At 65.6% G+C, this 14565-nt stretch carries 9 protein-coding genes; 3 read left to right on the top strand and 6 right to left on the bottom strand.

Annotation, left to right across the window (positions count from 1 at the left end; genetic code table 11):
- The first annotated feature begins 33 nt into the window (after nucleotides 1–33).
- Nucleotides 34–804, top strand: coding sequence for an ABC transporter ATP-binding protein (locus tag llg_RS05760; RefSeq protein ID WP_338288699.1), 771 nt, complete (start codon nucleotides 34–36; stop codon nucleotides 802–804).
- Nucleotides 801–2399: a hypothetical protein gene (locus llg_RS05765; RefSeq protein WP_338288700.1), complete on the top strand. Its 1599-nt coding sequence runs from the start codon at nucleotides 801–803 to the stop codon at nucleotides 2397–2399. The genes llg_RS05760 and llg_RS05765 overlap by 4 nt, the downstream gene beginning before the upstream one ends.
- A gap of 3 nt (nucleotides 2400–2402) precedes the next feature.
- Here llg_RS05765 and llg_RS05770 read toward each other — a convergent pair whose 3' ends face one another.
- Both llg_RS05770 and llg_RS05775 read right to left on the bottom strand, forming a co-directional pair.
- Entirely contained in the window at nucleotides 2403–2873 is a 471-nt protein-coding gene (locus llg_RS05770; protein ID WP_338288702.1) for a hypothetical protein, read from the bottom strand.
- Nucleotides 2874–2921: 48 nt separating this feature from the next.
- Nucleotides 2922–5321 (bottom strand): LamG-like jellyroll fold domain-containing protein, encoded by a 2400-nt coding sequence (locus tag llg_RS05775; protein WP_338288703.1) that lies wholly within the window; start codon nucleotides 5319–5321, stop codon nucleotides 2922–2924.
- 145 nt (nucleotides 5322–5466) lie between these two features.
- On the opposite strand from llg_RS05775, the gene llg_RS05780 reads away from it, so the two are divergent.
- Nucleotides 5467–5910 carry a pyridoxamine 5'-phosphate oxidase family protein gene (locus tag llg_RS05780; RefSeq protein ID WP_338288705.1) on the top strand — a complete coding sequence of 148 codons (444 nt, stop codon included), beginning with the start codon at nucleotides 5467–5469 and terminating at the stop codon, nucleotides 5908–5910.
- Here llg_RS05780 and llg_RS05785 read toward each other — a convergent pair whose 3' ends face one another.
- The 4 genes from llg_RS05785 to llg_RS05800 all read right to left on the bottom strand — a co-directional run bounded on the left by llg_RS05785 (nucleotide 5911) and on the right by llg_RS05800 (nucleotide 14452).
- Complete coding sequence (locus llg_RS05785) at nucleotides 5911–11538, bottom strand: CotH kinase family protein (RefSeq protein ID WP_338288706.1); 5628 nt, start codon at nucleotides 11536–11538, stop codon at nucleotides 5911–5913.
- A gap of 172 nt (nucleotides 11539–11710) precedes the next feature.
- Entirely contained in the window at nucleotides 11711–12454 is a 744-nt protein-coding gene (locus llg_RS05790) for a methyltransferase domain-containing protein (protein ID WP_338288707.1), read from the bottom strand.
- Nucleotides 12455–12707: 253 nt separating this feature from the next.
- The gene (locus tag llg_RS05795) at nucleotides 12708–13916 is read right to left on the bottom strand and encodes a hypothetical protein (protein WP_338288709.1); all 1209 of its coding nucleotides are present in this window, start codon (nucleotides 13914–13916) and stop codon (nucleotides 12708–12710) included.
- Between the two features lie 68 nt (nucleotides 13917–13984).
- A complete protein-coding gene (locus llg_RS05800) occupies nucleotides 13985–14452 on the bottom strand; it encodes a bifunctional nuclease family protein (RefSeq protein WP_338288711.1) in 468 nt (155 codons plus the stop codon).
- Between the last annotated feature and the right edge of the window lie 113 nt (nucleotides 14453–14565).

Raw genomic sequence — 14565 nt, forward strand, 5'->3', positions numbered from 1 at the left:
CGCCGTTCCGGAAAACGGCCAGAAACCGGACCGATGATCTCGCTGCGAGCGCTCACGAAACGGTTCGGCCCCCAGACCGCGGTCGATGCCCTGACCTTCGACATCCCGGCCGGACAGATCGTGGGCCTGCTGGGACCGAACGGCGCGGGGAAATCAACCACCCTGAAGATGCTCACCGGCATGCTGGTGCCCACCTCGGGCACGGCGGCGATCTGCGGCCATGACCTGATCGCCGAGCCGATGGCGGTGAAGCAGCGGGTCGGGTTCGTGCCGGATTCCGGCGCGGTGTTCGAGTCCCTCAGCGGGCTGGAGTATCTGGAAATGATCGCGGCGCTCTACGGCATCCCGGCGGCAGCGGCGCGCGAGCGGATCCGCCAGTTCATCACCTTCTTCGACCTCGGCTTCGACACCCTGACCGACAAGCTGCTCGGCGCGTATTCGAAAGGCATGCGCCGCAAGGTGGTGATCACCGCCGCGCTGCTGCACAATCCCGAGGTGGTGTTCTTCGATGAACCGCTCGACGGCCTCGACGCCAACGCGGCGGTCGGGTTCAAGGCGCTCATCCAAACGCTGGCGAAGGAGGGCAAGACGATCGTCTACAGCTCCCACATTCTCGACGTGGTGGAGCGTGTCTGCGACCGCGTCATCATCATCGACAAGGGCGTGGTGAAGGTGGACGGCGCTCCCGCGGAGTTGGTGGCCACCCATCACGCGCGCTCGCTGGAACATCTCTTCACGGACCTCACCGGCGGCAGCGACCTGGAGCGGAAGGCCGAGGACTTCGCGAAAACCTTCCGCGCATGAACGAGGTGCCCTCCAATGCCCGGGTGCTGCGGAAGCTGTATCTGACGCTCTTCCTGCGTGGCCGCACCTCCCGCGGGCTGCGCCGCGAAACCGCACCCCGGTCGGTGGGCGGGAAGCTCGCGATGACGTTGGTGGTTTACACCCTGTTCGGGTTGCTGGCGCTGTTCCTGCACGGGCAGGGGACGTTCACGCTCTCGCTATACCTCCATGGGATGACCTTCGTGTTCCTCGGGATGTTCATCGCGGCCTCGGCGGGTGAGATCCTGTTCAACAAGGAGGAAGGGGAAATCCTGATGCACCGGCCGATCGACCCGCGCGCGGTGCTGTGGGCGAAGGTGGCGGTGCTGGTGCAGGTTTCGCTGTGGCTGGCGGGTGCCTTCAATCTCCCGAGCCTGGTGGCGGGGTTCTCGCTCAACCCGCTGTTTCCGCTGGCCCATGCCCTGTCCACGCTGATGGCGGCGGTGCTGTGCGCCAGCGGGGTGGTCCTGGCCTACCAGCTCTGCCTGCGGTGGTTCGGCCGCGAGAAGCTGGAGAACCTGATGACCGGCGCGCAGATCGTGATGGCGATCGGCCTCGTCATCGGCGGCCAGGTGATTCCCCAGGTGATGCGCCACCTCGACATGTTCCACGGTGAACCCTCCGCCCAGTGGTGGATCTGGGTGCTGCCACCGGCGTGGTTCGCGGGCTTCGATGAAGTCCTCGGCGGCCATGTCACGCCGGTCACGGTCGGGCTTGGCGGACTGGCGATCGTCACCACGCTGGTCGTGCCGTGGCTGGCCTTCGGCAAGCTGGCGGACGCGTATCAGGAAGGCGTTCAAATTCTCAACGAATCGGCCCCGGCGCGGCCCGGGCAGGCGGCACGCCGCCAGTGGCTGGACCGCCTGATGGCGCTGCCGCCGCTGTGCTGGCTGCTCCGCGATCCGCTCACCCGCCAGGGCTTCCGGCTGACCGCCGCCTACATGCTGCGCGACCGGGAAACCAAGCTGCGGCTGTATCCCGGAGTGGCCCCGGTGCTGGTGATGCCGCTGGTATTTTTCCTGCAGGGCAGCAGCCGGATCGGCAACGGCTTCGGGATCGTGTTCAGCGGCAGCTACATGGCCGTGCTGCCAATGATGGCGCTGGGCCTGCTGCAATACTCGCAGCACTGGCAGGCCGCCGACCTCTTCCGCGCCGCGCCGGTTCCCGGTCCGGCCCCTTTCATCCATGGCGCGCGCCACGCGGTGATGTGGCTGCTGGTGCTGCCGATGGTCCTGGGCATCTGCGCGCTCGCCCTGTTCCTGCTGCCGGGCGGTTTGCCGAACCTGCTGCTCCTGCTGCCGGGCATCATTGCCCTGCCCGCCTATGGCATGGTCCCCGGCGCGGTGGGCCAAGCGATCCCGCTCTCGATGCCCGCCGAGGAAGCGCGGGCGGCGGGACGCGGGGCGCGGCTGACACTCGCCCTCTTCAGCGCGATGGCCCTAGGCGGCCTCGCCACGCTGGCGCGCTCGCTCGGCTGGTTCGAGTGGTTCCTCGCGGGCGAGGCGGTGCTGGTGGTGCTGCTGTGCCTGACCTTCCGCGCGGCGATCCGGAACACGGCGTGGCCCGCGGCGGAGTGAAGTTCACTCGATGCCCGCCTTCTTTTTCAGGAAGCCGAGCACCTTCGAGAAATCCGCTTTCACCTTCGATTCCGCGGGTGCCACGGTGAAGACGATGCGGGACGTCTTCCCATCGGCCACCACGTTGGCGAGGTAGGTGCCGGGAGCCAGCTTCTTCTTGTCCATGGTGGCATCCAGCTTCACCTCCTTCACCTTCTGGGCATAGAGGATCGCGGCGGCCTGGGTTTCCTCGACGCTGCCGTCCTCCTTGCACGGGAACGCGTTCACGATGAGCATCGGCACCTCGTGGTCGAGCGCCAGCACGGCATTGTCCGTCACCGGCTTCGGCACCTCGGCGAAGAGCTGGTTGCCGGGTTTCACCTCCGCCTTCACGCCACCGAGGGTGACATCGAAGGGATAGATCGCCGGGCGCTCGTCGGCATGGGCCACGGCGCAGACCACGATCCCGGCACACAGGAGAAGGACATTTTTCATGACTCCTCATTGCAGCACGAAACCGTGTCCGTTGCAAAGCAGGGCTGCTTACTTCAAATCCGGCAGATCTTCCACCACGTCGATCTGATCCTGCAGCCCCCAAGCCGTGAGCAAGGCACCCACCGCCGAACGGATCGCGGCCGGATCGGCACCCGGCTCGCTATGAACCAAAGTGCGGGGAGGTTGGACGGCTTCGAACTTGGTGTTGTAGCGATCCCACAGGTGCACCAGCAGGTTACTGCGCCGGGCACGGGGCTGGTCGAAGGTCTTGTTCGAAGCCACGAGCACGGGAACGACCAGCGAATGCAGGTGGCCGAACGCCGGGGAGGCCACGAACGCCTCGCACGCGTCCATCTGGGCGTCCGTCAGCTCCTGGCCCATGTCGATGGCCCGCATCGCCAGCATCCGCGCGTCATAGCTAAGGGTGGCCAGATGCGCCGCCGCCCGGTCCAGCCGGACCTGGGCTCGCCCGAAACACTCGCTGCCCGTGTCCGGCGACGACACCGCCTTCGTCGCCGGGCTGGTGAGGTGGATGTTGTCCGGCTCCCGTTCCATGCCGGTGATGTCGTTCGCCAGCCACCGCGGGTCATTCCGCATCGCCTGGCGGAGGTTCCAGTTTCTCCGGACAATGCCTTCCTCCTGGACCATGCCGGGCTGGAGCGCGTCCGGAAACGCGACGAAGTGGTAGATGAAAAACGCGTCTGGACAGGCGTAGGTGGTGCGGATGTGCGCGTTCCAGCCCGCCGCCAGGGTCGGGTAATCGTCGGCATTCTGATACGCGTCCTTCATGACCAGCGACCAGTCGCCGTCGGTATTGGGCAGCCAGGTGTAACGGCTATCGCCAGTGGCGGTTTCGCCTTCCGACCAATGGACGAAAACCTGGCGGCGCGGATTCGCGGCGATTCCCTCCAGGGCGGTCTTCCACGAATCCAGCGTGGCCTGTCCCCTGAACTTGCCCGCCGCCTGCCGGGCCACGGAATTGACGGGGGCCGCCGACACATCGATCTCGGGACAGACCCCCATGCCTTGGCGAGGATCATTGTGGACGAAACTCCACCAGTAGTAGAGCGGCGTCCCTCCCGTGCCGGCATCCACCGCGAACGAAGGATTGGGGAAGGCCGCGGCCCGCATGCCGCTGGTGGTGGCGTGCGAGACCTGGTGGTTGCTCTGCCCGCCTTCGATGAAGAGGGTGGTGGGCGGAGACTGTCCTTCCTTCAATCCCTCCAGATAGGTCGAGAGGGCTCCCAACTGGGCGGCATTGAGGCTGGAGGGATAGAATGCCAGCCAGCGCAGGGAGAAAGGCGCGTTGGCACTGCCATCGCGGCCCTTGCCGACACGGAACGCCCCGCTCAACGAGGCTGCCACCCCGGTCGTCGCCGCCGTGCTCTGGCCCACCCCGTCGATCCAGCACCGGATCGTTCCACCCTCGCTCGTCATGACGACCTTGCGCCAATTGTCATTGGGAAGCAGCAGGCCGAACCCGGGCGAGGCCACGAACGCCTCCTTCTCCGTCCCGGTGATGAGGCCCAGGCCGTTTTTGAAATGAAAGGTCTCGAGAGCCCGGTTCGAGGTGGCGCCCCACAAGGTGCCGTAATCCGGGATGGAGGGATTATCGAACTTCGCGAGTGCCGCGATCGTCCAACTCCCGCCGATGCCGCCCTCCCACATCGGGAAGGAGAGATGGTCGTTGCCATCGAAGGTCACAGCATGGTTCCGGTAGACCGGACGCGCCGTGGCGAGATCCTGCACCGCCGAGCTGATGCCGGTGCCGGTCCATTGCGGAACGACCGCGCCTTCGCCCACCGAAGGGAAATCCCTCGCGCCATCGAGACGCCAGCGAAAGGAAAACGGGGCCTGCGGAATCGGAGTGCCGACGGTCCGGATGACGCTACCCTGTCCGCCGTCCGAAATCGTGATCTCGCAACTCAGCACGCCATCCGCGGCGGGAACCACCAGCCAGGAGCGGGTCTCACCGGGAATCGCCACTCCGTTCAACAACCATTGATAGCGGATCGCCGGGCTGGAGTCCGATTGCCACGACGCCCGTCCCACGGTCACCATTTCTCCCATCGTGACGGGCCCTTGGATCGTGTATTCGGCCGGGGCGGGCGCGGTAGCGGACGAGACCTTCAGACGCAGGAACCCGTACGCTCCGGAGGTCACGGCTGCCTGTCGCAGAACGACCTCATCCGAGCTGCCCGCCACCGGCTCCAAAACCGAAAAGCAAGTGCTCCAAGGACCACTGGGTGTGGACGCGGCCAACAGTTCATAATTCGAACCCGCCACCGTGGCGGAACGCTTGAAGCGGACGCCCGGATAACGGATTCCGCCTTTGGTGACGAAATCGAAGGTCGCACGAGGAGCAACCTCAACCGCCGCCACGCCCACCGAAGTGACAACACACAGCCATGAGGCCGCAAGACAGGCGATCGACGACGGGAAAGACATGCGAGGATTCCGGATCTCCGTGACAGGCCGACACGGGACACGCGTGACCACCTCCACGCAATGCCAAAAGTCCCACCAGCCCCTAACAGGGCAAATGGCATCCTGACATTGGACATTTCGGTAATTCCGGCGGATCGTCGGGATCATGGCACAACCCCGACCGGAGCCTGTCGATCCCGCCCGCCTGCCCGAGCTCGCGCTGGCGGCGATGAAGGCCGCCAAGTTCCCGATGCTCGCCACGGACGACGCCGGGCAGCCGCGGCTGCGCCCGGTCTCACCGGTGAAGACCGAGGGCTTCACGATCTGGGTGGCCAACCTGAAAAGCTACCACAAGACCATCGAGATGGCCGCCAATCCGAAGGTGGAGCTGTGCTACCTCGATCCCAACCACGACCAGGTGCGCATCACCGGCACCGCCGCCGTGGAGACGGATGCCGCGCTGCTCGCCGCGATTTGGGAGAAGAACCCGCTGCTGCGCTCCTATCTGGGCACCCCGGACAACCCGGCACTGGTGATCTACCGGATCACGCCGGGGCGTGTCCGGTTCATGCGGGAGTGGGCTCTGGAGTATCACGAGGTGCCACTGTGATCACGGCACCTGTGTCACGCGCAGGCGCAGGAACCGCTTCGGCTGGGCGTCGGTCTGAATGTCCCGGATCACCACCTCCTCGTTGCCATTGCCGAGGGCGGTGGTGCTGGCGGGAGTGGTGGACACGGTGTTCCAGGTGATCATGTCGGTGCTGGCCCGGAGTTCATAGAGCGCGCCGCTGATGCCGACGGGACGCTTGAACTTCAAACCCGGATAACGGGTCGCGCCATCCTGGCTCCAGGCGAACTTCACATCGGCGAGATCCTTCGAGAGCGGCAGCGAAGCGAGGGCGAACTCCATGAAGTTCGAACGGCCGTCGCCATCGGCATCCGCGTCCGTGCCGGAGACCGCGGTGCTCGCCTGCTGGGACGAATCGAAAGCCGTGGTGATCCAATTCGCATAGGTGCCGGGAATCGGGTAGCCGGTGACGGTGAAGTTGTCGAAACGGTTGTTGCCGACCGTGCCGCCGGCACCCGCACTGAAGGTCACCTTCAACCCGAATTTCGGATTGTTGCTCGCCGCGGAAATCGCCCGGAAATCGAACTCCGCGATGGCCGGTGCCGTGGACGACACCGTCACCGTGCCGTAGGAGGTGTAGTTGGTGCCGTCGGTGGTGTAGCTCCAACTCTGGGTGCCCGCGCCAGAACCGGACCGGAAGACCTCCACCGCGGCGACGATGTTCGAGTAGCCGGTGGTGGGCAGCGCGAAGGTCAGGGAGGAGCCGATCGGATTGTTCAACCGGAGATGGCTGAGGGCGGTATCCCCGTTCCGCGCGTTCGCGGCGGCGAAGCCCTGGCCGGTACCGCTTTCGTAGGTGGACCCGGCGATCAACTGCGGGGTCACCGTGCCGTAACCCTTGTTCGCCGTGATGAGCGTGGCCAGCGAGGCGGTGTTGTTGAAATTCCAGTAGTGGACCAGCGTGCTGGTGGGCGTGGCGGCCGAGAACTGGATCGGGTTCGACCACGAGCTGGTGCGGCCGGTGCTGTCCACGTAGCGGACACGGGCCCGATAGGTCTTGCCTGCGCCGAGGGCGGAGGAGGGGATCAGCGCCGTGGTGCCGGTGTTCGAAAGCGACCAAGTCGCCTGGATCTCATACTTCCGCGCGGTGCCCGCGGTGTAGCCCGCGATGCCGGGAGCCGAAATCTCCGCGATGCGCCACTGGGTGCCGGTGTAGGTGCCCGCGCCCGGCGTGCTGAAGGCGGAGGCGGAAAACGACAGGGCATCCGCCGGATAGCCGGGGGCTCCGGAATAGGTGATCACCGGCTTGTTCGGAGCGGCGGCGTCCGCGGCCTCGGAAGCGAGGTACTGGTAGCCGTAGCCGCGCTGGTCTCCGTTGTTCGCCGCCCACGCGCCACCCGGCCAGGTGTTGGTGGCGTAGTCGCGGAGGTAGTTCATCAGGTCCTCGTGCTCGGCCACGCCGGTGTAGGAGGTGTTCTTCAGCCAGCGGGTCCACGAACCGCCCGAACGGCTGTCACTGAAGGGCGAGTAGTAGAAGTTCCCCTTGTGGTTGGTCTGGCCGCTGTGGTTGCCATCGGTGCCCTGGGTGCGCGGGTGCATGTTCCACATCGCCGCGTCGGCATCCGCCAGGGTGAGCGGCGCGCCGGCGGGGTTCACGATCTGGCTGAACTCGTCGATGAGCTGGCCGATCTGGCCGCCGTTCGGGGTATTGTCCGAGCCCATCAGGTCGAGGATCTCGCGGGCGCGGTTGCGGAACTCCAGCGCCAGCGCGGGATTGTCCAGCAGCGCCTTGTGGGCGGCGATGACGCCCGGGTAGGCGGTGCCGTTGAGGGTAGTGGTCCAGTGGCGTTTCGGGATGAACATCATGTCCACGTCCCACGGGATCACCAGCCAGCGGTTGTCCGTGCTACGGTGGTAGTAGTAATGGTTGTAGCCGCCACGCAGGTCGACGTTGCCGATCAGGCGGTTGATGGCGTGGAACGTGTAGTAGTTGTTCACGTCCATGTTCGCCCGCCACCAGGCCTCTGTCTGGGTGCTGGCGCCGGTGTCGCGGAAGGTGTTCCAGTCGGACGAATCGACGGCCTGGCCGGGGGCCTGGTGCTTCTTGTCGCCCGCGCTGTTCTCGATCTTGTAGACGTTGCCATCGGCAAGGCCGCGCTCGTCGAGGAAGGATCCGTCGATCTGTTCGATGGCCATATAGAGGCCCCAGAAATCCCCGGCGTACTGGCCGTCGGCGGTGCCGATGGGATCGGCGATGGTCGTGCCCGCGGCCGGGGTCTCGGTCGCGCCGCGGACCACGCGGAACTGGTAGTAGTGGGTGTTCGGCGAGGGCATCCCGGCGAGCGCGAAGGCCTTGAAGGAAACGGATTCCTCGACGCCCGCCATGCCGCGATGGACCGCGCACCAAGGCGAGGCGCAGGCGTTCGCGGAAAACGAGCCCCAGGTTTCAAGATATGGCTGGCCGAGGTTGTTCTTCGCCACCAGGTCACGGGCGCGGTTGAAGTAGAAGCGCCACTTGTTTTTGCCCGAAACGTAGGTCGAGGCCTCGCCGCGGTTGCGGAACTGGATGTTGTCATACACCACGCCGTCGTAGACGAAGGTGCCGTAGAAACGGGTCTCGTCGTAGCCGCTGTTGTATTGGCAGTTGATGACGTCGGTGCCGTTCGCCACCAGGGTGTAGACCGGCACCGTGTTCAGGACGGACGGCGAAAATGTCTGCACGGCGGTGGTGCCGGGGCGGAACGCGCCCTGCCAGGACGGCAGCCCGTCATAAACGTAGTAGGCGAAGTTCTTCTGCTCGTCGTCGTCGTAGGGCACCGTCTGGGAATTCCCCAGCGCGTCGGCGAAGGTGACCTTGTAGCGCACCAGCCGCCGGTTGGTTTGGACCGTGCCGGGAATGACGGCGGTGTAGGTGGAGTCACCAGCGGTGACGTCGCCATTGGTACCGTCGTCCACCATCGTCACGGACGTCCAGCCGGTGGCGTAGGCGGCATCGGTGGGGCGGATGTAGCTGCCGGGATTCACCGTCTGGTAGGCCAGCGATACCGCGCCCATGCCATCCGGATCGGTGATGCGGGCGGTGATGGTCACCGGCTGGTTCGCCACCGGCTGGGCTGGGGAATGCGCCACCTGGCGGGCCTGCGGGGCCACCAGGTTCGGGGCTCGGTAAACCGAATTTTTCGCGCCGGGCGTGGGCACGGAACTGACCGCCGGAACCTCCTTGAGCTCCAGGTCGAAGAAGAAGTCCGAGCTGTTCTTAGTGAGGTTCAGGCCCTGCACGGCGATCACGTTGGTGCCGCCGACGAGCACCGAATCCGCGGGATCGATGGTCACCTCCTCGAACGCCGAGGCCGGATGATCCGTTGTCGCGAGCGCGGTGTAGGCGAGCTGGCCGCTGGCGGCGGACTTGCGCGCCACCTCGTGGCCGTTGATCCAGACCACGCAGCCATCGTCGTATTTCAGACGCAGCAGCAGCTTCTGCGGGGTCTGGGTGATGGTGAAGGATTTCCGCAGATAGAGGGTGCTGTAGTTGCTGGCCCCGGTGCCCTTCATGTCACTGAGGGTGGTGCCGAGGGTGTAGCCACCGGCGTAACCGAAGCCCGCCGTGCCGGTGGTCCAGGCGCTGTCGTTGTAGGCGGTGTCCCGCCAAGCCTCGACCGGGCTGGAAGCCTCCGCCGTGCCCTTCTTGTATTTCCAACCGGTGGCCCCGGCCGCGATGTAGGTGGCTGGAGTGGTCGCGCCGGCACCCGAGGCCCGCCACGAGCCGCCGAGGTCGTTGTCGAGCGTGGCATTGACGAGCTCGGCCGAGCTGCCGCCCCCCGCCGAAGCCGTGGGCCACGGGAAGCCGACCTTGTAATCGACGCTGTCGATCGTGGTGCCACCCGCGTTTTTCAGCACGATCTTCTCGCCGGACGAATTCAAGCTGCCGCTCCAGGGACCCAGCGCGGTCACGCCGAACTTCGACAACATCGTCGCGGGATCCTGGCAGATCACGAGGTAACCGCCGGCCGGAATGCTGACCGTCGCCCCGATGGTGTAGGTGACCGCGCTCGAAAGCGTCCACCCGGAGACATCCAGCGAGGTGTCACCCGGATTGTAGAGTTCGATGAACTCCTCGAGGCTGGTGTCATCCGCCGCCTTGTAGTGGAACTCATTGATCACCGCCGTGGTCGGCACCAACGCGGTGGTGGTGAAGCTGGCGGCGTCCGCCGACCAGGCCGTGCCCGAGGCATTCACCGCGCGGAAGCGGTAATACAGCGTGGTCGAGGGGCTCAGACCCGTGACGAACTTCGAAAACTCGCCGCTCTGGGTGTTGAGCGAAACCGTGTTTGCCCACGAGCCCGGGTTGGTCCCGCCATCGCTGGGGCCATAAAACAGGGTGATCGTGGGCACGCTGCCACCGGTGGAAGTAACTTCGCCCTTCATGGTGGCGGTGCTGCCGGTCACGCCGTCCGCGGACCGGGTCTCCACCACCGGCAGGACCACCACCGGCGTGCTGAACGATCCCGAAGCGGCGGCCCAGGCATTGCCCCCGGAGTTCTGGGCGTAGGCGCGGAAGTAGTAGGTCGCCCCCGAGGTCAGGCCCGCCAGGTTGGTGGTGGCCGAAGTCGTGAGGGTGCCGAGGGACATCGAGCTGGCCCACGCCCCCTGGGCGGTTCCGCCATCGGTGGTGCCGTAGTAGAGCGTCACCACCGGAGCTTCGCCGCCATCATCGGTCACCTGCGCGCCGATGGTGGCACTGGTGGCGCCGACGTTGGTGGCCGCGAGGTTCGACACCGCCGCGGGCAGCGGATCGGTTTCGAAGCTGCCCGCCGGCTGGGCCCAGGAATCGCCGGCGCTGTTGGTGGCGCGGGCGGCGTAATAGTAAGCGGTGCCGCGGGTCAGGCCGCTGAGACTGGTGGAAAAATCGCCGCTCCAGGTGCCCGCCAAGGTCACCGAGTGCGCCCAGTTCGCGGGGGTAATGCCGCCGTTCTGCGGGCCCCAGAAAATTGTCACGCTTGGCGCGTCGTTCCCGATCGCGGTGATGCTGCCATTGAGCGTGGCGGTGGTCGCGGTCACGGCGGTGGCCGGGTTGTTCACCACGGTGGCGCCGCCCGCCGGGATCAGCGTCTGGGCATCCAGGCGGATGTTGTCGAAATGGGACCGGCCGGTGCCGCGGGAGCGCAGCAGAATCCGGATCGTTTTCCCGACCGCCGTGGGATCGTTCGGCGTATCGAACACCAGCGCCGGAGCATCGGCGAAGGTCATCGCCGTGAGGGTGGAGGCATTGAACAGGCCGGTGGCGTGGACCGCGCCGGTGGAGTCCGCGAGATGATACTCGGACTGGTTCCCCGGCTGGGTGTTGCCGGTGCGGTTGCCGCAGCCGACGGTGAGCGTGTAGCGCGTGTTCGCCTGGTAGGTGACACCCAGGTCCTGCCAGACGTCATAGTTCAACTCCATCCCGAGATGGTCGGTGCCGCTGGACGCAAAACCGGTGATATACTCCTCGAAGGCGTTGCCGCTGTTCTGGCCGTTGGTGCCGGTCCACTCCGGACCGATGTTCGTGCTGTAGCCGCTGGCGGCGAGCGAGTTCCCTTCAAACGAAGGGTCCCCGATGGTGACAGGGGTGGCATCCAGACACGCGGACGCGACGAGATAGCAGGCCAGGCCTGCGAGGGGGTGGGTTTTCATGCGAACGAACGTCGAAGGCGGGTTTTCCAAAGACGTCCGGCAAGCTGGACCATGCCTTTGCGGGGGTCCACCTCATTTTAAAAAAATAACAAACGCCCTTTCAGTTAACAATGAAAGGATTACGCCATGAAAGATCCTCGGTGACAACAACGTAACTTGACGCTTGCCCGGATCAAACCGGCTTTCGCTTCCGCCGCCAGAGCGTCAACAGCGAGAACGTGAACTGGAACTTCCGGGCGGTTTCCCGGATCAGGAACGGCTCGTCTTGGGCGTGGAGAAGCTCGAACGCCGGGGACAGGGAGTCTTGGAGCCAATCGAAGGTGGAGCCGGGCGGCCAGTTCTCCGGCGGGGTGAAATCCGCCAGCCAGGTGCAGGGCGTGGCGAGGACCAGCTCGCCGCCGGGGTGGACCAGATCGGGAAGGCGATCGATCAAGCGCCGCGGTTCCGGCAGGCGGCACAGCAAGTTCGCGGCGTGGACGCGGTCGAACGAGCCGAGATCCGCGCGCAGGTCCATGGCATCGCCGGTTTCGAAGCGGACGCGCGCCGGGTCGATGCCCTCCGGGGCCTGGGCGACGAGGCCGATGGACACGGCGGCCTCCTCCAGCCGCGCGTAGCGGAGACTGTGGCCATCCCGCAGCGTTTCCGCCGCGGACACGAACGACGCGGAGAAATCGACGCCGGTCACCTCCGCGCAGTTACGGGACATCTCGTAGGTGGATCGTCCGACCGCACAGCCGAGGTCCAACCCGCGCGCCACCTCGCCCGGCGTGAAGCGGGAGGCGGTGCGGACCGGAAACCCGAGGGCGGAGGACAAGGCCGGATTGCCAGCCCGCTCGCCGAGGATCTCCGCGTCGCTGCCGTAGTGGAAGAGGAGATACTCGGAGAGGAGCTTGTCGGTTTCGTAGATGTTCGGCATCTGTTAGAGGCAGGGCAGGTGTGATGGCAAGAAGCTCGGATTTGGACAGAATTCACAAAATTGTCAGAATTTACAGAGTGAGTTTGGTCGGCGATTTCCACAGACCGAAGTCTCCACCCATTTCGTGAATTCTGAAAATTCTGTTAATTCTGTCTGACAAAGGGCTCAGCGTCCATGTGGAGCGCTTTGAGAAAAAGGTCTTCCGGAGACTCCGCCTCCCGGAAGACCTTCCTCGGCTAAAGCCTCGACTCCTTCAGAGACCGCTCGCCAGCGCCTCCATGAGGTAGCGCGAGGGCCGGAAGTTCTCGATGAGCACCTCCTCCTGCGCGCCGCGCTTCATGCGGACCTGGCTGATATTGAAATTCGGCGTCTTGTGCGGGGCGAAGAGAATGTCGTCGTGGGTCGAGTTCTCGTGCTTCTTGAACATCTCCGGCACGATGTCGCCGCCGAGATGGTCGTCGCGGCCGGTGGCGAGGTGGCAGGTGCCGAGCACCTTCTCGTCCTGGATGTCCGCGCCGGAGACCGGCAGCACCTGGGTGCCGAAACCGAGCTCGCCGAGCGTGCCGGTCATCGGGTCATCCGCGAGGCGGGCGTTGTGGGCGTCGATGGTGGCCTGGTTGCCCGCGATGAGGGTGGAGCGGATGATGCAGCGGTCGACCACCTCGAGCACGCCGAGGGTGCCGTCCTCGTACTTCATCGGGAACTGGCCGCGGGCGTCCACGGGCACGAAATAGACCTCGCCGGCGGGCAGGTTGGCGATGTCCGGAGCCTTGCCCTGGCAAAGGCCGTGGGACTTCTGGGCTTCCTGGGCATCGAGGCCGAGCCAGGCGGTGAGCACGCGACCGTCCTCGAGGGCGAAATCGATCTCGATGGCGTCCGCCTTGGTCAGGGCGAGGCGGAGCTTTTCCGCGTCGCGGGAGACCTCGTGGTAGTCCACGGCCAGGCCGGAGCGGAGGATGACGTCATTAAGCCCGTGCAGGGTGGCTCCGCGGAAGCCGAACTCCTTCGCCTTCGCCGTGAGCGGCGCGGTGGCGGAGAAGATCGAGATGCAGAGGATCAGGTCGTAATTTGGGTAGATGTCCCGGTCCAGCGAGAGGTGGTTGCCGGCGGTGTCCCAGACGTCGTCAGCCAGGTCGAGGTTCGAGCCGTGGGTGGACTTGTAGGCGAACATCTCGCCGCCGGTCATGCCGAGCGCTTCCAAGCCGCCGTTCTTCAGGCCCTGGTAAAACACCTCGTGGGCCTTCTTCTGCACCGGGAAGCCGTCCTGGCCGAGGAAGGCGAAGTCCTTGATCAGCAGGGCCGGATCTTCAAATTCCGTTAGAATACAGACCCGACACCCCTCGGTGGGCTTGAACACGGTGCCCAGCAGCCGGACGAGGTCGAAGGCGGGGAACTTCCGGTTCTCCGGGTGAAGCAGGATCTCCTCGTGGAGGTAATCTGGGAGGGAGGCGATGGAAGGCATGCAGCCACCCTAAAAGGGAATCGGCGGCGTGCAAGTGGCAGTCGCGGGCACGGGAACCCACCGGACGCTCACCCGTGCTCCGGATCGCCGAAGCCGAGGCCCTTTTCCCGCATCTCCTCCAGCACCGCGGACATGTCCTGCAGGGACTCCCACAGCTCCCGGACCACGAAAACCGGTGCCCCGCAGCGCACGGACAGCGCCAGGCAATCGCTCGGGCGGGCGTCCAGCTCGACGATCTTCCGCTCCATGATCTCGTTCTCCGCCTCCAGGATCAGGCGGGCGTAGTAAATGTCGTTCTCCACCCGCACGATGACGATCCGCGCCACCTTCGCGCCGAAGGTCTCCAGCGCCAGCAGGAACAGGTCGTGGGTCAGCGGCCGCGGCGGCGTCTGGCCCGCCATCGAGGTGTTGATCGAGGCTCCTACCGCCGGATCGATGTAGAACACGATCGCCTTCTGGCCGTCCCCCAGGAACACGGCGCAACCGGCCTGGGTGGGGAGCAGCGCCACGGGTTCGACACGGACGAGATCGGACATCGCTCGGAATATGCAGCCTGTTAGGCAGCGAGCCAAGTAGAAGTGGCGGCCCGCGGAACAATCGCCCGCCGCGGGCGGATGCGAAATGCTCAAGATCTTTTGGACTTCGGCAG

Source organism: Luteolibacter sp. LG18 (assembly GCF_036322585.1).
Taxonomy (GTDB): Bacteria; Verrucomicrobiota; Verrucomicrobiia; order Verrucomicrobiales; family Akkermansiaceae; genus Luteolibacter.